Raw genomic sequence first — 20,304 nt, 5'->3', positions numbered from 1 at the left:
TTCTGTTCGCAGTTTTATCAATCTGCAGCATCGCGTGTCGGAGACCCAATGGCGGATGTCATCCTGGAGACGAACAAGCTCACCAAGGTGTTCAAGGGATTCACGGCAGTCAGCGAGGTCAGCCTCCAGGTCGAACGCGGCCACATCCACGCGCTGATCGGCCCGAACGGGGCCGGCAAGACCACCTGCTTCAACCTGCTCACCCGTTTCCTGGCGCCGACGTCCGGCCAGATCCTCTTCAACGGGCGCGACATCACGGGCGCCCGGCCCGCCCGGATCGCGCGCATGGGCATCATCCGTTCCTTCCAGATTTCCGCGGTCTTTCCGCATATGACGGTGCTCGAGAACGTGCGCATCGGCCTGCAGCGCCAGCTCGGCACCAGCTTTCACTTCTGGCGCAGCAGCCGCTCGCTGGATCGCTTGAACGAGCGCGCACTCGGTCTGCTGGCCGAAGTCGGCCTGGACAGTTTTGCCGACAGCATGACCGCCGACCTGCCATACGGCCGCAAGCGCGCCCTGGAAATCGCCACCACGCTGGCCATGGAGCCGGAACTGATGCTGCTGGACGAGCCGACCCAGGGCATGGGCCACGAAGATGTCCACAGGGTGACCGAGCTGATCAAGAAGGTGGCGGCGGGCCGCACCATCCTGATGGTCGAGCACAACATGAACGTGGCGGCCGGCATCTGCGACCGCATCTCGGTCCTGCAGCGTGGCGCCGTGCTGGCCGAAGGCAGCTATGCCGAGGTGTCGCGTAACCCGCTGGTCGTGGAAGCCTACATGGGAGCGCAGCATTGAGCGCCGCCCTCGAGATCCGCGACCTGCACGCCTGGTACGGCGAATCGCACATCCTGCATGGGATCAGCCTCGACGTGGCGCAGGGCGAAGTGGTGACCCTGTTGGGCCGTAACGGCGCCGGGCGCACCACGCTGCTGCGCGCCATCATGGGCTTGACCGGCCGGCGCAGCGGTGCGATCCGGGTGAACGGCGTCGAGTCGATCGGCCTGCCTACCTACCTTATCGCCCATCTCGGCATCGGCTACTGCCCGGAGGAGCGCGGCATTTTTTCCTCGCTGTCGGCGGAAGAAAACCTGCTGCTGCCGCCGCAACTGAAAGGGGCAGGGCCGGGATTGGGCGTCGACGACATCTACGCGATGTTCCCCAACCTGTACGAGCGTCGCCATAGCCAGGGCACGCGCCTGTCGGGCGGCGAGCAGCAGATGCTGGCGGTCGCCCGCATCCTGCGCACCGGCGCGCGCCTGCTGCTGCTCGACGAGATCTCCGAAGGGCTGGCGCCGGTCATCGTGCAGAGCCTGGCGCGCACCATCAGGACCCTGAAAGAGAAGGGCTACACGATCGTCATGGTCGAACAGAATTTTCGTTTCGCCGCGCCGCTCGCGGACCGCTTCTACGTGGTCGAGCACGGCCAGGTGGTCGAGACCTTCGGCGCCGCAGAACTAGACAACCGGATGCCGCTGCTGACAGAGCTGCTCGGCGTCTGAACATGTGAATAACCCGCACACACCAAACGGAGACAACATGAAACGCACCGCCCTTGCCCTCGCTGCCACTTTTGTCACCATGTCCGCCCAGGCCCAGATCTCGGGCGATGTCGTCAAGATCGGCTTCATCACCGACCTGTCCGGCGTGTATTCGGACGTCGACGGCAACGGCGGGGCGGAAGCGATCCGCATGGCGATCGCCGACGTGAAAGGTGCCATCAACGGCAAGAAGATCCAGCTGGTGGTGGCGGACCACCAGAACAAGCCGGACATCGCCGCCTCCAAGGCGCGCGAATGGTTCGACCAGCAGGGCGTCGACCTGCTCATCGGCGGCACCAATTCCGGCGCCAGCCTGGCGATGGCCAAGGTGGCCGCGGAAAAGAAAAAGGTGTTCATCGCGATCGGTTCCGGCACCGCGCAGCTGACCAACGAACAATGCACGCCCTACACCGTCCACTACGCCTACGACACCGTGGCGCTGGCGCGCGGCACCGGCGCGGCCATGCTCAAGCAGGGCGGCAAGTCCTGGTACTTCCTGACCGCCGACTACGCCTTCGGCCAGTCGCTCGAGAAGGACACGGCCGACGTCGTCAAGGCAGGCGGCGGCACCGTGGTGGGCAGCGTCAAGCACCCGCTGTCGGCCTCGGATTTCTCGTCCTTCCTGCTGCAGGCGCAGGCTTCCAGGGCGCAGGTGCTGGGCATGGCCAATGCCGGCGGTGACCTGATCAATGCGGTAAAGGCGGCCAACGAGTTCGGCCTGACGAAGAAGATGAAGGTGGCCGGCCTGCTGGTGTTCATCAACGACGTGCACACCCTGGGCCTGAACACGACGCAGGCCATGTACCTGACCGACGGCTGGTACTGGGACCGCACTCCGGAGTCCCGCGCCTGGGCCAAGCGCTATTTTGCCAGGATGAAGAAGCAGCCCTCGATGCTGCAGGCCGGCGACTACTCGGCCACCATGCAGTACTTGAATGCGGTGAAAGCCCTGGGTACCGACAATGCCGAGAAGGTGATGGCGCACCTGAAGACCACGCCGATCAACGACATGTTTGCCAGGAACGGCACGATCCGTCCGGATGGGCGCATGGTGCACGACATGTACCTGATGCAGGTGAAGACGCCGCAGGAATCGAAGGGCGCGTGGGACTACTACAAGGTGGTGGCCACCATTCCGGGGGACCAGGCTTATACGAAGAAGGCCGAGACCAAGTGCGCGCTGTGGAAGTAGACGTTCAAGATTTTGCTAACGCAATTCTTTGCGTTAGCCGAAAAACCGTCATCCCGGCGCAGGCGCGAACAATGCCACTGGCATTGTTCGCTCCAATTTTTTCATGCGTACCGGCAGCGCTGCGAAATTGGGTTCCGGCCTTCGCCGGAACGACGTTTTGTAGCCGCGGGACTGACGTAAAGCGTCGTCACATGTCCCGTTAGAACAAAGCGAAACATGGACATCTTCGGCATCCCCCACCAAGCCCTGCTGAGCCAGCTCCTGCTCGGCCTGGTCAACGGCTCCTTCTACGCCATGCTCTCGCTGGGCCTGGCGGTCATCTTCGGCCTGCTGAACGTCATCAACTTCTCGCATGGCGCGCTGTACATGATGGGCGCCTTCGCCGCCTACATCGGCGTCACCAGTTTCGGCCTGAACTACTGGGTGATGCTGCTGGTCGCCCCGCTGCTGGTCGGCCTGTTCGGCATCCTGGTCGAGCGCACGATGCTGCGCTGGCTGTACCGGCTCGACCACCTCTACGGCCTGCTGCTGACCTTCGGCATCACGCTGCTGCTGGAAGGCGTGTTCCGCTCCTTCTTCGGGGTCTCGGGCCAGACCCTGGAGGTGCCGGAACAACTGGCCGGGGCCACCGACCTCGGCTTCATGATCCTGCCGAACTACCGCGCCTGGGTGGTCGCCGCCTCGCTGTTCGTCTGCCTGTCCACCTGGTTCGTGATCGAAAAGACCCGCCTGGGGGCCTACCTGCGCGCCGGTACCGAGAACCCGAAGCTGGTCGAAGCCTTCGGCATCAACGTGCCGCTGATGGTCACGCTCACCTATGGCTTCGGCGTGGCGCTGGCCGGCTTCGCGGGCGTGCTGGCGGCGCCGGTCATCAACGTCACGCCGCTGATGGGCTCGAACCTGATCATCGTCGTGTTCGCGGTGGTCGTCATCGGCGGCATGGGCTCGATCCTCGGCGCGATCCTGACCGGCCTGGTCCTCGGCGTGATCGAAGGCCTGACCCGCGTGTTCTACCCGGAGGGCTCGGAAGTGGTGGTGTTCGTCGTGATGGTGATCGTCCTGCTGCTGCGTCCGGCCGGACTGTTTGGCAAGGAACGATGAGATGAACAAGAAGATCGCTTACCTCCTCGCGCTGGCGCTGTTCCTGGCGGCGCCCTTCCTGGCCTATCCGGTGTTCCTGATGAAGCTGCTGTGCTTCGCCCTGTTCGCCTGCGCCTTCAATCTCCTGATCGGTTTTACCGGATTGCTGTCCTTCGGCCATGCCGCTTTTTTCGGCAGCGCAGGCTATGTGACCGGGCACCTGCTGGCGGTCGTGGGGCTGCCGACCGAGCTCGGCATCGTGCTGGGCGTGGCGGCCTCGGGCCTGCTGGGCCTGGTGATCGGCGCGCTGGCGATCCGCCGGCAGGGCATTTACTTTTCGATGATCACGCTGGCGCTGGCCCAGATGGTCTATTTCGCGGCGCTGCGTTCCCCCTTTACCCACGGCGAAGATGGGTTGCAGGGCGTGCCGCGCGGGCGCTTGTTCGGCCTGCTGGACCTGTCGAACGACCTGGCGATGTACTACCTGGTGCTGGCGATCGCCGTGGCCGGCTTCCTGCTCATCGTTCGTATCGTCCGGTCGCCCTTCGGGCAGGTACTCAAGGCGATCAAGGAAAACGAGGCGCGCGCCGTGTCGCTGGGCTACGAGGTGGACCGCTACAAGCTGCTGGCCTTCGTGCTCTCGGCAAGCCTGGCAGGGCTTGCGGGCGCCACCAAGACGGTGGTGCTGGGCTTCGAGACGCTGACCGACGTGCACTGGACCATGTCGGGGCTGGTGGTCCTGATGACGCTCGTGGGCGGCATGGGAACGCTGACCGGGCCCATCCTCGGCGCCTTCCTCGTCATCGCGCTGGAGAACAAGCTGGGGGACGTCGGCAGCTGGCTGGCGGAACAGTCGGGCGTGGCCTGGTTCGGGACGCTCGGCGAGTCGGTGGGGATGGTGACGGGCCTGATCTTCATTGTCTGTGTTCTATTGTTCCGTCGTGGTATTGTTGGGGAACTAGGTGCGCTGCTCGAGCGTGGCCGCAAGGTCGCCACGTAGGGAAGGGCGGCTGCCCATTGCACGCGGAGCGGACATGAACCTGGAATCCCATTACGTCGACGTACACGGCCTGCGCATGCATTACGTCAGTGCGGGCGAAGGCCCGGCCGTGATCCTGATGCACGGCTTTCCGGACACCCATGCGATCTGGCGGCTCCAGGTCCCGGCGCTGGCGGCCAGGGGTTTCCGGGTCATCGCGCCCGACATGCGCGGCTACGGCAAGACCGACGCACCGCCCGCTACCGGCGCCTACGCCATCGAATTCCTGTGCGCCGACATCCTCGGACTGATGGACCAGCTCGGCCTGGACAAGGCCTCGCTCGTGGGCCACGACTGGGGCGGGCTGGTCGGCTGGCAGCTGTGCATGAATGCGCCGCAGCGCTTCGAGCGTTTCGTCGCCCTGTCCACCGGACACCCGGCGGCGATCGCCAATGCCGGCGTCACCCAGCAGATGCGCTTCTGGTACATCCTGGGTTTCCTGATGCCGGTGGTGGCCGAACACGCGATCCGCGCCAACGACTGGTTCTTCCTGCGCCAGATGACGCGCCGTCCGGAACAGGTGGCGATCTGGCGGGCCGCGCTGGAGCCGGAAGGGCGCCTGACGGCGGCGCTGAACTACTACCGCGCCAACCTCAAGCTGGGCCGCCCGCACCACTGGCGTCCGGTCGAAGTGCCGGTGATGGGCGTCTGGAGCGACCGCGACCCGGCGCTGGGGGAGAAACAGATGCTGGATTCGGTTCACCACTGCCGCGCGGGCTTCCGCTACGAGCGCCTGAGCGGGGCGGGGCACTGGATGCAGCTGTCGGCGACGGAGCGCCTCAACGCCCTGCTGCTCGACTTCCTGCGGACTTCATAAAGCAGCGGCGTAGATGGCACGCGCATCGGCGCGCGTGACTTCCCGTGGGTTGTTGCCGAGCAGTCTGGTTTGCAGCATGGCCTCGTCGGCCAGACGCTCGAGGTCGGCTTCCGTGATGCCGACCTGGTGCAAGCTCGTTTCGATCCCCGTCATCTTGGCCATTTGTTGCGTCGCAACAATGAGCGCTTCGGCCCGGGCTTCCTCGCTGCCGCTCGCATGGGGCACAACGATGCCCGCCAGTTCGGCATACAGCCGGCTCGCCTGAGGCAGGTTAAAACGCAGCATGTGCGGCAGGACGAGCGAATTCGACAGGCCATGCGGCACGTGGAAAATGCCGCCGATCGGGTAAGCCAGCGCATGCACGGCGGCGACTGGCGCGTTCGAAAAGGCCTGGCCCGCCAGGCAGGCGCCGAGCAGCATGGCCTGCCGCGCGCCGATGTCGCTGCCCTGCTCGCAGGCGCGCAGCAGGTTTCGCGACAGCAGTGACAGCGCTTCGCGGGCCAGCGCATCGGATAGCGGATTCTTCTTGTGCCTGCTCGTGTAGGCCTCGATGGCATGCACCATCGCATCGATGCCGGTCGCGGCCGTGACCGTCGGCGGCAGCCCCAGGGTCAGGGCCGCATCGAGGATGGCGAGGTCGGCGTACAGCTGGGGTGCGACGATCCCGCTCTTGGTGGTGGCGCCGGTGGTGACGATGGCGATATTGGTCACCTCCGATCCGGTGCCGGCCGTGGTCGGTACCTGCACCAGGGGCAAGCGCTGAGCGCTGACTTTGCCGATGCCATAGATCTCACCGATTGGCTGCCGCGAGCCGGCCAGGACCGCAACGAGCTTGGCCACATCCATTGAACTGCCCCCGCCGAAACCAAGGATGAGGTCAGCTTCATGGCGGCGTGCCGCGTCGACCGCGTCCAGGACCACCGCCTCGGGCGGGTCTGCGACCACGGCGGAGAAGATCGCGGACCTCATGCTTTCCTGCTCCAGGCTGAGCGTCGGCAGCGCGAGCAGGCCGGTGCGCAGGAAGCCGGCGTCGCTGACGATGAAGGGGCGGCGGACCTGCGGGAAGCGCTCCGCGATGATCGCGCCGAGACGATGCGTAAGGCCCGGTTCGGACAGGATGCTGGGGACGGTGCTGAAGGCGAAGGCGGTCATGGCGTGTTTCCTGTGTTTTTATCGCACAAGCTTACCCCATCCATTCTCATTCCACTGCCGTACAATGCAGCCTCAGCATTCCTCCACGTTTTCCCCATGATTGATTTTGCTTGGCTCGGCGTTGCTGCCTTCACCGCCGGGCTGGTCGATGCCGTCGTCGGCGGCGGCGGCCTGATCCAGATTCCCGCAATTTTCTCCGTACTGCCGAAAGAGGTTCCCGCGACGCTGCTGGGAACCAACAAGTTCGCTAGCATCTTCGGCACCAGTGCCGCCGCCGTGAATTACGCGCGGCGGGTGAGGGTGGCGTGGAGCACCGCAGCGCCGGCCGCGCTGGCGGCCTTCGCGCTGTCCTTCGCCGGCGCCTGGACCGTGACGCGAGTGCCGGCGGACTTTGTACGTACGCTCTTGCCGATCATCCTGGTGGCGGTGGCCGTTTACACCTTCAAGAAGAAGGACCTCGGTTCGGTGCATGCACCGGTGCACAGCGGACTCGCAGAGCGCTACTGGGCCATCGGCATCGGCGCCGCGATCGGCTTCTATGACGGTTTCTTTGGACCGGGCACCGGCAGCTTCCTGATCTTCCTGTTCGTGCGCTTCTTCGGCTTCGATTTCCTGAGCGCGTCCGCGGCGGCGAAGATCGTCAACGTCGCCTGCAACTTCTCGGCCCTGCTGTGGTTCGGCTACAGCGGTCACCTGCTATGGCAGCTCGGATTGATGATGGCGGCGTGCCAGGTCGCCGGTTCGCTGATCGGCACCAGGCTGGCGCTGAAACATGGCAGCGGGTTTGTCCGCAAGCTGTTCCTGGTTGTCGTGTCGGGACTGATCCTGAAAACCGCTTACGATGCCTTCACCAAGATCGGTTGGTGATTGTTCCACGTGAAACAGCAAAGCCGGGTTCGCCCCCGGCTTTTTGTTTTTGTTCCACGTGAAACACTCCGACGACGGTCCGGCTGAATGTTCCACGTGAAACAAAATCTGTCGTTTTCAGCCCCCTAAAAGCTTCCGCAAGAAAAAAGAATCTATAATCGCGCATTAGACTCCTCGCCTCACTCTCCATCATGCTATTTCCTACTGAATTCGACGTCATCGTCGTCGGCGGCGGCCATGCCGGTACCGAGGCCGCACTTGCGTCCGCACGCACGGGTCAGAAGACTCTGCTGCTGACCCACAACATCGAAACCCTCGGCGCCATGTCGTGCAATCCATCGATTGGCGGCATCGGCAAGGGCCACCTCGTCAAGGAAGTCGACGCCCTCAGCGGCGCCATGGCAATTGCCACCGACGAGTCGGGTATCCAATTCCGCATCCTGAACTCGTCCAAGGGCCCGGCCGTGCGCGCCACCCGCGCCCAGGCCGACCGCATGCTGTACAAGCAGGCGATCCGCTCGCGCCTGGAAAACCAGCCGAACCTGTGGCTGTTCCAGCAGGCCGTGGAAGACCTGATGCTGGAAGGCGATCGCGTGGTCGGCGCCGTCACCCAGGTCGGACTGAAGTTCCGTGCCCGCGCCGTGGTCCTCACCGCCGGCACTTTCCTGGACGGGAAGATCCACGTCGGCCTGCAGAACTACTCGGGCGGCCGCGCCGGCGATCCGCCCGCGGTCTCGCTGTCGAGCCGCCTGAAGGAACTCAAGCTGCCGCAAGGCCGCCTGAAAACCGGCACGCCGCCGCGCATCGACGGCCGCAGCATCGATTTCTCGGTGTTGTCGGAACAGCCGGGCGACCTCGATCCGGTGCCGGTGTTCTCGGTCATGGGCAACGCCGCCATGCACCCGCGCCAGGTGCCGTGCTGGGTTACCCACACCAACGAGAAGACCCACGAGATCATCCGCAACGGCCTGGATCGCAGCCCGATGTACACCGGCGTGATCGAAGGCGTGGGCCCGCGCTACTGCCCGTCGATCGAAGACAAGATCCACCGCTTCGCCTCGAAAGAGTCGCACCAGATCTTCCTGGAACCGGAAGGCTTGACGACCAATGAGTTCTACCCGAACGGAATCTCGACCAGCCTGCCGTTCGACGTGCAGCTGGAGCTGGTGCGCTCGATGCGCGGCATGGAGAACGCTTTCATCCTGCGCCCCGGCTATGCGATCGAGTACGACTACTACGATCCGCGCGGCCTGAAGGCATCGCTGGAAACCAGGGCGATCAAGGGTCTGTTTTTTGCCGGCCAGATCAACGGCACCACCGGCTACGAAGAAGCAGCCGCGCAAGGCCTGCTGGCCGGCTTGAACGCCGCGCTGCAGACCCAGGGCAAGGATGCCTGGACGCCGGGCCGCTCGGAAGCCTACCTCGGCGTGCTGGTCGACGACCTCACCACCCAGGGCGTGGCCGAGCCTTATCGCATGTTCACCAGCCGTGCGGAATACCGCCTGTCGCTGCGCGAGGACAATGCCGACATGCGCCTGACCGAGATCGGCCGCAAGCTCGGCATCGTCGGCGACGCCCAATGGGCCGCCTTCGAGAACAAGCGCGAATCGGTGGCCCGCGAACTCGAGCGCCTGCGCTCGACCTGGGTCAACCCGCGCATCCTGGCCGCCGCCGAATCCGAGCGTGTGGTGGGGCAGGCGATCGAACGCGAGTACAACCTGGCCGACCTGCTGCGCCGCCCGGGCGTACAGTATGACACCCTGATGAGCATGACCGGGATCGAAGGCCAGGCGCTGGCCGGCCCCGGCGTGGAAGACCCGGCCGTGAAGGAGCAGATCGAGATCCAGCTGAAGTACGCCGGCTACATCGACCGCCAGGCGCGCGAAGTCGAGCGTCACGACCACTACGAGAACCTGAAGCTGCCGGAAAACCTGAATTACCTGGATATCCAGGCCCTGTCCTTCGAGGTGCGCCAGAAGCTCGACAAGCAGCGTCCGGAAACCCTGGGCCAGGCTTCGCGCATTTCGGGCGTCACCCCGGCGGCGATCTCGCTGCTGCTGGTGCACCTGAAAAAGCGCGGCGCCAAGGGCTTTACCAACGCGCCGGCGGAGCAGGCTGAATGAAATATTTCGATCGCGCCGCCCTGGCGCAGGTGCTGGCTGACGGCATCAAGGACATGCATCTCGACGTATCGGCAACACAGCAGGACAAGCTGCTCGATTACCTGGCGCTGATGAACAAGTGGAACAGCGTCTACAACCTGACCTCGCTGCGCGACCCGATGCAGATGGTGACCCACCACCTGCTCGATTCGCTCGCGGCGGTGCCGGCCTTTACGGACGCCCGCAATGTGCTGGACGTCGGGGCAGGGGGCGGATTGCCGGGCGTGGTGCTGGCCATCTGCAGGCCAGACATGAAATTGTCGATGATCGACACGGTCCACAAGAAAACCGCCTTCCTCAAGCAGGTGAAAGCGGAACTCGAGCTGGCCAACGTCACCGTGCACACCATGAAGGTGCAGGAACTCGAAGTGAGCGACAAATTCGACGTGATTACTTCCCGCGCGTTTGCCGACCTCACGGATTTCCTGAACTGGTCAGGGCACCTGCTGGCCGAGGGCGGAAAATTCATCGCCTTGAAAGGCACGGCGCCGGCGGAAGAGCAGGAGCGCATACCGGCGGAATGGAAAATAAGCGGTTTACAGCCATTGCAGGTTCCAAGGCTGGGCGCGGAGCGTCACCTCATACTTGTCGAGAGATCGGCATAAACAGAATAAACCGTATAAACAGTTTATATAGTTTATAAAGTACAAACCGTTTAAATTGTTTGTACGATATGAACGATATACCACCTTGGCTTCCACGGACAAGAATAGATGGCGAAGATTTTTTGCGTAGCGAACCAGAAGGGCGGGGTCGGCAAGACCACCACCAGTGTGAACCTGGCGGCAGGCCTGGCCAAGCTGGACCAGCGCGTGCTGCTGGTCGACCTCGACCCGCAGGGCAATGCCACCATGGGCGCGGGCATCAACAAGGCCTCGCTCGAAGGATCGATCTACCAGGTGCTGCTGGGTGAGCTCGATGTGCCCACGGCGCGCCTGCGTTCCGAGTCGGGGCGCTTCGACGTGCTGCCGGCCAACCGCGAGCTGGCCGGCGCCGAAGTCGAGATGGTGGCGCTCGAGAACCGCGAGCGCCGCCTGAAGGAGGCGCTGGCGGCGGTGGACAAGGACTACGACTTCATCCTGGTCGACTGCCCGCCGGCGCTGTCGCTGCTCACGCTCAATGGCCTGTGCGCGGCGCACGGCGTGATCATCCCGATGCAGTGCGAGTACTACGCGCTGGAGGGCCTGTCCGACCTGGTCAACACGATCAAGAAGGTGCACGCCAACCTGAACACCGACCTGCGCATCATCGGCCTGCTACGGGTGATGTTCGATCCGCGCATGACGCTGTCGCAGCAGGTGTCGAGCCAGCTCGAGCAGCACTTCGGCGACAAGGTGTTCAAGACCATCATTCCGCGCAACGTGCGCCTGGCCGAGGCCCCCTCGTATGGCATGCCGGGCGTGGTGTTCGATCCGTCCTCGAAGGGCGCGCAGGCGTACATCGCCTTCGGTGCCGAGATGGTCGAGCGCATCAAGACCATGTGATTACAAAACTAGCTGACATAACTATGGCAACCAAAAAACTCAAAGGTTTGGGGCGCGGCCTCGACGCACTGCTCGGCGGCGACAGCCAGCCGGCGCCTAGTAAAGCGCCCTCGTCGCTGCCGATCACCCAGATCCAGGCCGGCAAGTACCAGCCGCGTACCCGCATGGACGAAACCTCGCTGAGCGAGCTGGCGGCCTCGATCAAGACCCAGGGCATCATGCAGCCGGTGCTGGTGCGTCCGCTGGAGTCGGGCGCCAGTCCCGACGGCGCACCGGTGCCGTACGAGATCATCGCCGGCGAGCGCCGCTTCCGCGCCGCCCAGATGGCCGGCCTGGACGAGATCCCGGTGCTGGTGCGCGAGGTCGACGACCAGTCGGCCGCGGCCATGGCCCTGATCGAGAACATCCAGCGCGAAGACCTGAACCCGCTCGAAGAAGCGCAGGGCATCCAGCGCCTGATCAACGACTTCAACTTCACCCACGAGCAGGCGGCAGCCAGCGTCGGCCGTTCGCGCAGCGCCGTGTCGAACCTGCTGCGCCTGATCAACCTGGCCCAGCCGGTGCAGACCATGCTGATGGCCGGCGACATCGACATGGGCCATGCCCGTGCCCTGCTGGCGGTGGAGAGCGCGAACCAGATCACCCTGGCCAACCACGTGATCGCCAAGCGCCTGTCGGTGCGCGAGACCGAGAAGCTGGTGGCCCGCGCGCTCGAGGAGCAGTCGAGCCCGGCAACCCCGGCGCGCGCCAAGGACAAGCCGGGCGACATCGTGCGCCTGGAAGAGGAGCTGTCGGACAAGCTTGCCACGCCGGTGATGTTCAAGATGGGGGCGAAGGGCAAGGGGCAGCTGATCATCGACTTTGCCGACCTCGACATCCTGGACGGCGTGCTGGCGCGCTTGCGCAGCTGACCAGTGCCCCCGATTTAACGTTTTTCCTAGGGCGGGGGGGGGCTCCCGCCCACGCGTTCAAGTGACGTATGCATGCCACGTTTGCTCAGTGCGAAGAGTGTTTGAACGCGTGGGCGGGGAACCCGCCCACCCTACGAAAGTCAGTACTGACTCACCGGTTAAGTACTTGAAAATATGGGGAATCTATTAATCGTCATGTTGCTCCCATCACATCTTTACAAGGCAGTTATAAGCGCGGAATCGTTTGACTCGCGTCCGTATAACCACTTATAATCCCGCTGATTCATGTAATTACCACATCGTAACTGTCCGATTGCGCGGCGAGAAACCAGAACAAAAATGTTGCGCATCGTCTCCCTGCAATTGATTGCAACAGTAGTCGCAGGCGCCATCGCCGCTCTACTGGGGGGATGGTCTGCGATGTTTTCGGCAGTACTGGGCGGTTTGTGTTGTGTAGTGCCCAACGGAATCATGGCAATAAGGCTGTTCGCCAACGCCCACCGGGCCGGAGGCGCCAGTCCTGCAACATTCTTCATCTGGGAATTTATAAAGATTGCTCTCACGCTGGCGCTCTTGGGCGCTACCGCGTGGCTGTACCACGATCTGAACTGGCTGGCGCTACTTGCCGGGTTTGTCGTGGCGCTGAAAAGTTACATATTCTTATTATTTAGGCACTGAAAAATGGCGACTCCAACCGACGGCGCAGCGCACGCGCCCACCGCTTCAGAATACATCAAGCACCACCTGGGGCATCTGTCGAACCACCACCAGGACAGCCCGGTCGACTTCTCGATCCTGCACTACGACACGATTTTCTGGTCGATCGCCATGGGCGTTCTCGGCTGCCTGATCATGTGGATGGCCGCGCGTAAAGCCACCTCGGGCGTGCCGGGCCGCTTCCAGGCTGCCGTCGAGATGCTGGTCGAGATGGTTGAAGACCAGTCGAAGTCGATCGTCCACGGCGACCGCAGCTTCATCGCCCCGCTGGCGCTCACCGTGTTCGTCTGGGTCGCCCTGATGAACTCGCTGGACTTCCTGCCGGTCGACATGTTCGCATTGGCCTTCAGCGCCCTGGGCGTGGAGCACATCTTCCCGTATCACCGCGTCGTTCCTACCGCCGACCTGAACGGCACCATCGGCATTTCGCTGGGCGTGCTGCTCCTGATGTTCTACTACAGCATCAAGGTCAAGGGCCTGGGCGGCTGGATTCACGAACTGTTCGCAGCACCGTTCGGCATCGCCATGGCGCCGTTCAATTTGCTCCTGAACATCATCGAATACGCAGCAAAAATGGTGTCGCTCGGTATGCGACTGTTCGGCAACATGTTCGCCGGCGAGCTGCTGTTCCTATTGATCGCTCTGCTGGGCTCGACCGCTACTGTCTTCGGTTTCGTCGGCCACGTGATTGCTGGCTCGATCTGGGCGATCTTCCACATCCTGATCGTGTTCCTGCAGGCATTCATCTTCATGATGCTGACGCTGGTGTACCTCGGTCAGGCCCATGAAGGCCACTGATCGGCGCCGCAAGCATCGAACAGATAGTGGTTGTAAAGAAGTTGTAGTTTTTAATCTAGTTTTTAAATTTACTTTTGGAGTTACACATGACTGACCTTTCTTTTGTTGCACTGGCTTGCGGTTTGATCATCGGTCTGGGCGCTATCGGTGCTTGCATCGGCATCGCTCTGATGGGCGGTAAATACCTGGAAGCCTCTGCACGTCAGCCAGAACTGATGAACACCCTGCAGACCAAGATGTTCCTGCTGGCCGGTCTGATCGACGCGGCATTCCTGATCGGTGTTGGTATCGCCATGCTGTTCGCGTTCGCTAACCCGTTCACGGGCTAAGACACACGTCTTGACGCATTGAAGAGCCGAACCGGGTCCGGTTCGGCATCCGTGTTTCTGTAATAAGGAAAATACCGTGAACCTTAACGCAACGATGTTTGCACAGCTCGTGGTCTTCCTCATCCTGGCCGCCTTCACGATGAAGTTCGTGTGGCCGCCGCTGATGAAAGCACTCGACGAGCGTGCTGAGAGGATTGCGAATGGCCTGGCAGCTGCCGATCGTGGCAAGGCCGACCTGGCCGCCGCCGAAAAGCGTGTGCAGGCCGAAATGGCCGGCGCCCGTGACGAAGTCCAGAAGCGCATCGCCGACGCTGAAAAGCGCGCTGCCCAGATCATCGACGCAGCCAAGGCAACCGCTGCCGAAGAAGCCGCCCGTATCGTCGCTGCCGCCCAGGCCGACGCCGAGCAGCAAGTGACCCGCGCCCGCGAAGAACTGCGCGCACAGGTCGCCTCGCTGGCAGTGCAAGGCGCCGAGCAGATCCTGAAGCGTGAAGTGAACCCAGCGGTCCACGCCGACCTGCTGTCGAAACTGTCGACCGAGCTCTGATCATGGCTGAACTCGCAACCGTCGCCCGCCCTTACGCCGAAGCGCTGTTCCGTGTCGCCCAGTCGGGCGACATGGCCGCCTGGTCGGCCGTCACTGCCGAGCTGGGCCAGATCGGCGCCAACCCGGACGTGCAGGCTTTTGCCGGCAACCCGAACGTCACGCACGCCCAGCTGGCCGACACGATTGCGTCCCTGGTCAAGTCGCCGCTGAATGCTGAAGCGAAGAACTTTATCGCGATGCTGGCCGAAAACGGCCGCATCACCCTGCTGCCCGAAATCGCCGCCCAGTTCGCGGTACTGAAGAACGCCAACGAAGGTGCCGCTGATGCGGAGATCGTCAGCGCCTTCGAGATCTCGGGTGACCAGCTGGCCCAGTTGGTCGCAACGCTGGAAAAGAAATTTGGCCGCAAGCTGAACCCAACGGTAACAGTGGATCCTTCGCTGATCGGTGGTGTGCGCGTGGTCGTCGGCGACGAAGTGCTCGATACCTCGGTACGCGCCAAGCTGCAACAGATGCATGTTGCGCTGGTGTCCTAATCGATCGATATCTAGCAGCACGCGCCGGCGCTAGTGCCCTTGCCCTACGCATCAAAAACATTTGGAGTTAGCACTCATGCAACTTAATTCTTCTGAAATCAGCGAACTGATCAAGAGCCGCATCCAGGGTCTGGAAGGTTCGGCTGAAGTTCGCAATCAAGGCACGGTGATCTCCGTCGCCGACGGTATCTGCCGCATCCATGGTCTGTCGGACGTGATGCAGGGCGAGATGCTGGAATTCCCTGGCAACACCTTCGGCCTGGCGATGAACCTCGAGCGCGACTCCGTCGGCGCCGTCATCCTGGGCGCCTACGAGCACATCTCGGAAGGCGACACCGTCAAGACCACCGGCCGCATCCTGGAAGTGCCGATCGGTCCGGAACTGCGTGGCCGCGTGGTCAACGCACTGGGCCAGCCGATCGACGGCAAGGGTCCGATCGCTACCACCCTGACCGCACCGATCGAAAAGATCGCTCCGGGCGTCATCGCCCGTGAATCCGTCTCGCAGCCGATGCAGACCGGCATCAAGTCGATCGACGCGATGGTGCCGATCGGCCGTGGCCAGCGTGAGCTGATCATCGGCGACCGCCAGACCGGCAAGTCGGCCGTGGCTGTCGATGCGATCATCAACCAGAAGGGCCAGGGCGTCACCTGCGTGTACGTCGCAATCGGCCAGAAGGCTTCGACCATCAAGAACATCGTCCGCTCGCTGGAACAGCACGGCGCGATGGAGTACACCATCGTTGTCGCCGCTTCCGCTTCGGAATCGGCTGCGATGCAGTACATCTCGGCCTACTCGGGCTGCGCCATGGGCGAATACTTCCGCGACCGCGGCGAAGACGCGCTGATCGTGTACGACGACCTGTCGAAGCAGGCAGTCGCCTACCGCCAGATCTCGCTGCTGCTGCGCCGTCCGCCGGGCCGCGAAGCCTACCCGGGCGACGTGTTCTACCTGCACAGCCGTCTGCTCGAGCGCGCAGCACGCGTGAACGCCGACTACGTCGAGAAGTTCACCAATGGCGCCGTCACCGGCAAGACCGGTTCGCTGACCGCACTGCCGATCATCGAAACCCAGGCAGGCGACGTCTCGGCATTCGTGCCGACCAACGTGATTTCGATTACCGACGGCCAGATCTTCCTGGAGACCTCGCTGTTCAACGCCGGTATCCGTCCTGCGATCAACGCAGGTATCTCGGTCTCCCGCGTCGGTGGCGCAGCCCAGACCAAGGTCATCAAGGGCCTGTCGGGCGGTATCCGTACCGACCTGGCGCAGTACCGTGAACTGGCTGCGTTCGCGCAGTTCGCATCGGACCTGGACGAATCGACCCGCAAGCAGCTGGACCGCGGTGCACGCGTGACCGAACTGCTGAAGCAGCCGCAGTTCTCGCCGCTGTCGACCTCGCTAATGGCCGCATCGCTGTTCGCCGTCAACAAGGGCTACCTGGACGACATCGAAGTCAAGAAAGTCCTGCCGTTCGAGCAGGGCCTGCACAACTTCCTGAAGTCGAGCCACGCTGCGCTGCTGTCGAAGATCGACGAAACCAAGCAACTGGACAAGGACGGCGAAGCTGCGCTGTCGGCCGCCATTGCTGATTTCAAAAAATCCGGCGCATATTAATCGTCAAGCCGGCGCCGTGTGAGCACGGCGCCGGTGCGCGGAAGGAGTAAGGACTCATGGCAGTAGGCAAAGAGATTCGTGGCAAGATCAAGAGCGTAGAGAATACGAAGAAGATCACCAAGGCGATGGAAATGGTCGCCGCATCGAAAATGCGCAAGGCGCAGGACCGTATGCGCGCCGCCCGTCCCTACAGTGACAAGGTTCGTACCATCACCGCCAATCTGGCCGGCGCAAACCCGGAATACACGCACCCGTTCATGGCGCAAGCCAAGCACGTGCAGGCGAAGGCCGTGGGTTTCATCGTCGTCACGACCGACAAGGGTCTGTGCGGCGGCATGAACACCAACGTGCTGCGCCAGGTGACGCTGAAGGCGCGCGAGATGGAGCAGGCAGGTAACACCGTCGAGGCAGTTGCCATCGGCAACAAGGGCCTGGGCTTCCTGAACCGCATGGGCATGAAAGTTGTTTCGCAAGCGACCCAGCTCGGCGATACGCCGCACCTGGACAAGCTGATCGGCCCGGTCAAAGTAATGCTGGACGCGTACCAGGAAGGCAAGCTCGACGCTGTCTACCTGTGCTACACCAAGTTCATCAACACGATGAAGCAGGAACCGATGGTCGAGCAGCTGCTCCCGCTGCCGGCCAAGCACATGGAAGCGGACAAGGGCGGTATCAGCTGGGACTACATCTACGAACCGGAAGCGGCCGTCGTCATCGACGAACTGCTGGTGCGTTATGTGGAAGCGCTGGTGTACCAGGCCGTCGCCGAGAACCTGGCGTCCGAGCAGTCGGCGCGCATGGTGGCGATGAAGGCAGCGAGCGACAACGCCGGTAGTGTCATCAGCGACCTGAAGCTGGTCTACAACAAGACCCGCCAGGCAGCGATTACCAAAGAACTCTCCGAGATCGTTTCCGGCGCAGCAGCCGTCTAAGCGATCAAAGCACAAGAATTTAACTATATATCTGAAGGAACGAACATGGCTGATGGCAAAATCGTTCAGTGTATCGGCGCAGTGGTCGACGTGGAATTCCCGCGTAACGCCATGCCGAAAGTGTACGACGCACTGAAAATGGAAGGTTCGGAACTGACCCTGGAAGTCCAGCAGCAGCTGGGCGACGGCGTGGTCCGTACCATTGCACTGGGCAGCTCGGAAGGCCTGCGTCGCGGCATGATTATCCAGAACACCGGCAACCCGATCATGGTCCCGGTCGGCACCCCGACCCTGGGCCGCATCATGGACGTGCTGGGCAACCCGATCGACGAATGCGGTCCGGTCAGCCACGAGCGCATGGCATCGATCCACCGCGATGCGCCGGCCTACGACGAGCTGTCGCCGTCGACCGACCTGCTGGAAACCGGCATCAAGGTGATTGACCTGGTCTGCCCGTTCGCCAAAGGCGGTAAGGTCGGCCTGTTCGGCGGCGCCGGCGTCGGCAAGACCGTCAACATGATGGAACTGATCAACAACATCGCGAAGGCGCACTCGGGTCTGTCCGTGTTCGCCGGCGTGGGTGAGCGTACCCGTGAAGGTAACGACTTCTACCACGAGATGGCGGACGCCAAGGTCGTCGACCTGGAAAACCCGACCAACTCGAAAGTGGCGATGGTCTACGGCCAGATGAACGAACCGCCGGGCAACCGTCTGCGCGTCGCGCTGACCGGCCTGACCATGGCGGAAGCCTTCCGTGACGAAGGCAAGGACGTTCTGTTCTTCGTCGACAACATCTACCGTTACACCCTGGCCGGTACCGAAGTGTCGGCACTGCTGGGCCGTATGCCGTCCGCGGTGGGCTACCAGCCGACCCTGGCCGAAGAAATGGGCCGCCTGCAAGAGCGTATTACCTCGACCAAGACCGGTTCGATCACCTCGATCCAGGCCGTGTACGTCCCTGCGGATGACTTGACCGACCCGTCGCCGGCAACCACCTTCGCCCACCTGGACTCGACCGTCGTTCTGTCGCGTGACATCGCTTCGCTGGGTATCTACCCGGCAGTGGACCCGCTGGACTCGACCTCGCGCCAGCTGGACCCGCTGGTCGTCGGTGAAGAGCACTACGCCACCGCGCGCGCCGTGCAGGGCACCCTGCAGCGCTACAAGGAACTGCGCGACATCATCGCGATTCTGGGCATGGACGAACTGGCGCCGGAAGACAAGCTGGTCGTCGCACGCGCTCGCAAGATGCAGCGTTTCCTGTCGCAGCCGTTCCACGTCGCTGAAGTGTTCACCGGCTCGCCGGGCAAGTACGTTTCGCTGAAAGACACGATCAAGGGCTTCAAGATGATCGCATCGGGCGAACTGGACCACCTGCCGGAGCAGGCCTTCTACATGGTCGGCACCATCGAGGAAGCAATCGAAAAGGCCAAGAAGCTGGCTGCCTAAGCCAGATTCTTAACCCGAAGGACAGACATGGCAAACACCATTCAAGTGGACGTGGTCTCGGCCGAAGAGCAGATCTTCTCCGGCCTGGCTACCTTCGTCGCGCTGCCGGGTGAAGCGGGTGAGCTGGGTATCTACCCACGCCACACCCCGCTGATCACGCGCATCAGGCCAGGTGCCGTCCGGATCCAGACGGCTGCCGGCGGCGAAGAGTTCGTCTTCGTCGCAGGCGGTATCCTCGAAGTGCAGCCGAACGGCGTGACCGTGCTGGCCGACACCGCAATCCGCGGTGGCGACCTGGACGAAGCGAAGGCACTGGAAGCAAAGAAGCAGGCCGAAGAGCTGATGCTGAACAAGGAATCGAAGATCGACTACGCGAAAGCCCAGGCCGAAATGGCCGCGGCAATCGCGCAGCTGGCGGCGATCCAGAAGCTGCGTTCGAAAGGACGCTAAGCAGCATCCGCGTCTGCGGCACAAAGAGGCAGCCTTCGGGCTGCCTTTTTTCTTATGGGGGTCAGGTCTGACATTTGGACACAGGCTCTGCTTTGGCCTGTCATTGTTTCTTGCATTGGATGGCATGCTTGGTCGAGGTCGTGTCCAAAAGTCAGACCTGACCCCGGGGTGGTTGGAATTGTTTTTGCGCAAGAGCCGGTGATGAAGATGGCGGCGCACGGTTAGCTGGCGCACGGGTGCACGCCGGTTTTCGGCATAGTATGGCTTCCTGTGCGTTGAGACAGCTCTCGAGCCGACCATGGCAAGCCCTCCAGACCATCGCGAACAGCAGCAAACCCTGCCGGCGGACGACCGCTTCGGCCAGACCCTGTACCGCTTCCTCTTCTTCGACTGGCTGTTTCGCGACGTGAGCAGGGCGCGCAATTTGTATGAGCGTCACGCCGCACGTGAACACAACCGCCGCATGAGCCGCTACCTGCCGGTCTACATGCGGCGCTGGTCGGTGCTGGCCACCTTCGACTTCGCGCTCGGCTTCCTGTTCGAGCGCGTCCTGTCCGCCACCATGCTGTCGGCCCTGTTCTTCACCGGTACCTGCGTCACCATCACCGGCATCCTCGTGATGACCGTGATCTGGCTGTTCCTCGCCGCCCGCCTGCCTTGACGCCTGCCGGGGCGCTCCCGTT

At 62.8% G+C, this 20,304-nt stretch carries 22 protein-coding genes; 21 read left to right on the top strand and 1 reads right to left on the bottom strand.

Translation table 11 applies throughout. The features are described 5' to 3' along the window. The first annotated feature begins 48 nt into the window (after nucleotides 1–48). The 6 genes from FG94_RS23705 (at nucleotide 49) to FG94_RS23680 (ending at nucleotide 5,669) form a co-directional block, all read left to right on the top strand. A complete protein-coding gene (locus tag FG94_RS23705; protein WP_036216841.1) occupies nucleotides 49–798 on the top strand; it encodes an ABC transporter ATP-binding protein in 750 nt (249 codons plus the stop codon). Then, nucleotides 795–1,502: an ABC transporter ATP-binding protein gene (locus tag FG94_RS23700; protein WP_036216839.1), complete on the top strand. Its 708-nt coding sequence runs from the start codon at nucleotides 795–797 to the stop codon at nucleotides 1,500–1,502. Before FG94_RS23705 ends, FG94_RS23700 begins: the two co-directional genes overlap by 4 nt. A 37-nt stretch (nucleotides 1,503–1,539) precedes the next feature. Then, nucleotides 1,540–2,733: an ABC transporter substrate-binding protein gene (locus tag FG94_RS23695; protein WP_036216838.1), complete on the top strand. Its 1,194-nt coding sequence runs from the start codon at nucleotides 1,540–1,542 to the stop codon at nucleotides 2,731–2,733. Between the two features lie 216 nt (nucleotides 2,734–2,949). Then, on the top strand, nucleotides 2,950–3,834 hold the full coding sequence (locus FG94_RS23690) for a branched-chain amino acid ABC transporter permease (RefSeq protein ID WP_036216836.1): 885 nt from the start codon (nucleotides 2,950–2,952) through the stop codon (nucleotides 3,832–3,834). A gap of 1 nt (nucleotide 3,835) precedes the next feature. Further along, on the top strand, nucleotides 3,836–4,813 hold the full coding sequence (locus FG94_RS23685; protein ID WP_036216835.1) for a branched-chain amino acid ABC transporter permease: 978 nt from the start codon (nucleotides 3,836–3,838) through the stop codon (nucleotides 4,811–4,813). 34 nt (nucleotides 4,814–4,847) lie between these two features. Then, entirely contained in the window at nucleotides 4,848–5,669 is an 822-nt protein-coding gene (locus FG94_RS23680; protein WP_036216833.1) for an alpha/beta fold hydrolase, read from the top strand. On the opposite strand, the gene FG94_RS23675 is transcribed toward FG94_RS23680, so the two are convergent. Beyond that, nucleotides 5,664–6,821 (bottom strand): iron-containing alcohol dehydrogenase, encoded by a 1,158-nt coding sequence (locus FG94_RS23675; RefSeq protein ID WP_036216831.1) that lies wholly within the window; start codon nucleotides 6,819–6,821, stop codon nucleotides 5,664–5,666. The genes FG94_RS23680 and FG94_RS23675 overlap by 6 nt on opposite strands. 96 nt (nucleotides 6,822–6,917) lie before the next feature. On the opposite strand from FG94_RS23675, the gene FG94_RS23670 reads away from it, so the two are divergent. The 15 genes from FG94_RS23670 (at nucleotide 6,918) to FG94_RS23600 (ending at nucleotide 20,282) form a co-directional block, all read left to right on the top strand. Beyond that, nucleotides 6,918–7,688, top strand: coding sequence for a TSUP family transporter (locus FG94_RS23670; RefSeq protein ID WP_036216830.1), 771 nt, complete (start codon nucleotides 6,918–6,920; stop codon nucleotides 7,686–7,688). A 191-nt stretch (nucleotides 7,689–7,879) separates the two neighbouring features. Next, nucleotides 7,880–9,811 carry a tRNA uridine-5-carboxymethylaminomethyl(34) synthesis enzyme MnmG gene (gene mnmG / locus FG94_RS23665; protein WP_036216829.1) on the top strand — a complete coding sequence of 644 codons (1,932 nt, stop codon included), beginning with the start codon at nucleotides 7,880–7,882 and terminating at the stop codon, nucleotides 9,809–9,811. Beyond that, nucleotides 9,808–10,455 (top strand): 16S rRNA (guanine(527)-N(7))-methyltransferase RsmG, encoded by a 648-nt coding sequence (gene rsmG / locus FG94_RS23660; protein WP_036216828.1) that lies wholly within the window; start codon nucleotides 9,808–9,810, stop codon nucleotides 10,453–10,455. Before mnmG ends, rsmG begins: the two co-directional genes overlap by 4 nt. Before the next feature lie 108 nt (nucleotides 10,456–10,563). Continuing rightward, nucleotides 10,564–11,334, top strand: a complete 771-nt coding sequence (locus tag FG94_RS23655) for a ParA family protein (protein WP_027864649.1) — start codon at nucleotides 10,564–10,566, stop codon at nucleotides 11,332–11,334. Between the two features lie 23 nt (nucleotides 11,335–11,357). Next, the gene (locus FG94_RS23650; RefSeq protein ID WP_036216827.1) at nucleotides 11,358–12,245 is read left to right on the top strand and encodes a ParB/RepB/Spo0J family partition protein; all 888 of its coding nucleotides are present in this window, start codon (nucleotides 11,358–11,360) and stop codon (nucleotides 12,243–12,245) included. 339 nt (nucleotides 12,246–12,584) lie between these two features. After that, nucleotides 12,585–12,923 carry an ATP synthase subunit I gene (locus FG94_RS23645; RefSeq protein WP_036216825.1) on the top strand — a complete coding sequence of 113 codons (339 nt, stop codon included), beginning with the start codon at nucleotides 12,585–12,587 and terminating at the stop codon, nucleotides 12,921–12,923. Between the two features lie 3 nt (nucleotides 12,924–12,926). After that, nucleotides 12,927–13,760 carry a F0F1 ATP synthase subunit A gene (atpB, locus tag FG94_RS23640; RefSeq protein WP_027864646.1) on the top strand — a complete coding sequence of 278 codons (834 nt, stop codon included), beginning with the start codon at nucleotides 12,927–12,929 and terminating at the stop codon, nucleotides 13,758–13,760. Between the two features lie 86 nt (nucleotides 13,761–13,846). Next, nucleotides 13,847–14,089: a F0F1 ATP synthase subunit C gene (gene atpE, locus FG94_RS23635; RefSeq protein ID WP_027864645.1), complete on the top strand. Its 243-nt coding sequence runs from the start codon at nucleotides 13,847–13,849 to the stop codon at nucleotides 14,087–14,089. Between the two features lie 76 nt (nucleotides 14,090–14,165). Then, nucleotides 14,166–14,636, top strand: a complete 471-nt coding sequence (locus FG94_RS23630) for a F0F1 ATP synthase subunit B (RefSeq protein ID WP_027864644.1) — start codon at nucleotides 14,166–14,168, stop codon at nucleotides 14,634–14,636. Nucleotides 14,637–14,638: 2 nt separating this feature from the next. Further along, complete coding sequence (locus FG94_RS23625) at nucleotides 14,639–15,172, top strand: F0F1 ATP synthase subunit delta (protein ID WP_036216823.1); 534 nt, start codon at nucleotides 14,639–14,641, stop codon at nucleotides 15,170–15,172. 76 nt (nucleotides 15,173–15,248) lie between these two features. Beyond that, the gene (atpA, locus tag FG94_RS23620; protein WP_036216821.1) at nucleotides 15,249–16,790 is read left to right on the top strand and encodes a F0F1 ATP synthase subunit alpha; all 1,542 of its coding nucleotides are present in this window, start codon (nucleotides 15,249–15,251) and stop codon (nucleotides 16,788–16,790) included. A 56-nt stretch (nucleotides 16,791–16,846) separates the two neighbouring features. Beyond that, the gene (atpG, locus tag FG94_RS23615) at nucleotides 16,847–17,722 is read left to right on the top strand and encodes a F0F1 ATP synthase subunit gamma (protein ID WP_027864641.1); all 876 of its coding nucleotides are present in this window, start codon (nucleotides 16,847–16,849) and stop codon (nucleotides 17,720–17,722) included. Nucleotides 17,723–17,767: 45 nt separating this feature from the next. Continuing rightward, complete coding sequence (gene atpD, locus FG94_RS23610; protein ID WP_027864640.1) at nucleotides 17,768–19,171, top strand: F0F1 ATP synthase subunit beta; 1,404 nt, start codon at nucleotides 17,768–17,770, stop codon at nucleotides 19,169–19,171. A 27-nt stretch (nucleotides 19,172–19,198) separates the two neighbouring features. Then, nucleotides 19,199–19,621 (top strand): F0F1 ATP synthase subunit epsilon, encoded by a 423-nt coding sequence (locus FG94_RS23605; RefSeq protein WP_036216819.1) that lies wholly within the window; start codon nucleotides 19,199–19,201, stop codon nucleotides 19,619–19,621. 298 nt (nucleotides 19,622–19,919) lie between these two features. Further along, nucleotides 19,920–20,282: a hypothetical protein gene (locus FG94_RS23600; protein ID WP_051997044.1), complete on the top strand. Its 363-nt coding sequence runs from the start codon at nucleotides 19,920–19,922 to the stop codon at nucleotides 20,280–20,282. Nucleotides 20,283–20,304: the final 22 nt, after the last annotated feature.

The sequence above is a fragment of the Massilia sp. LC238 genome (assembly GCF_000735635.1).
GTDB classification, from domain to species: Bacteria; Pseudomonadota; Gammaproteobacteria; order Burkholderiales; family Burkholderiaceae_D; genus Telluria; species Telluria varians.
This window is presented reverse-complemented; position numbering and strand designations above follow the sequence as displayed.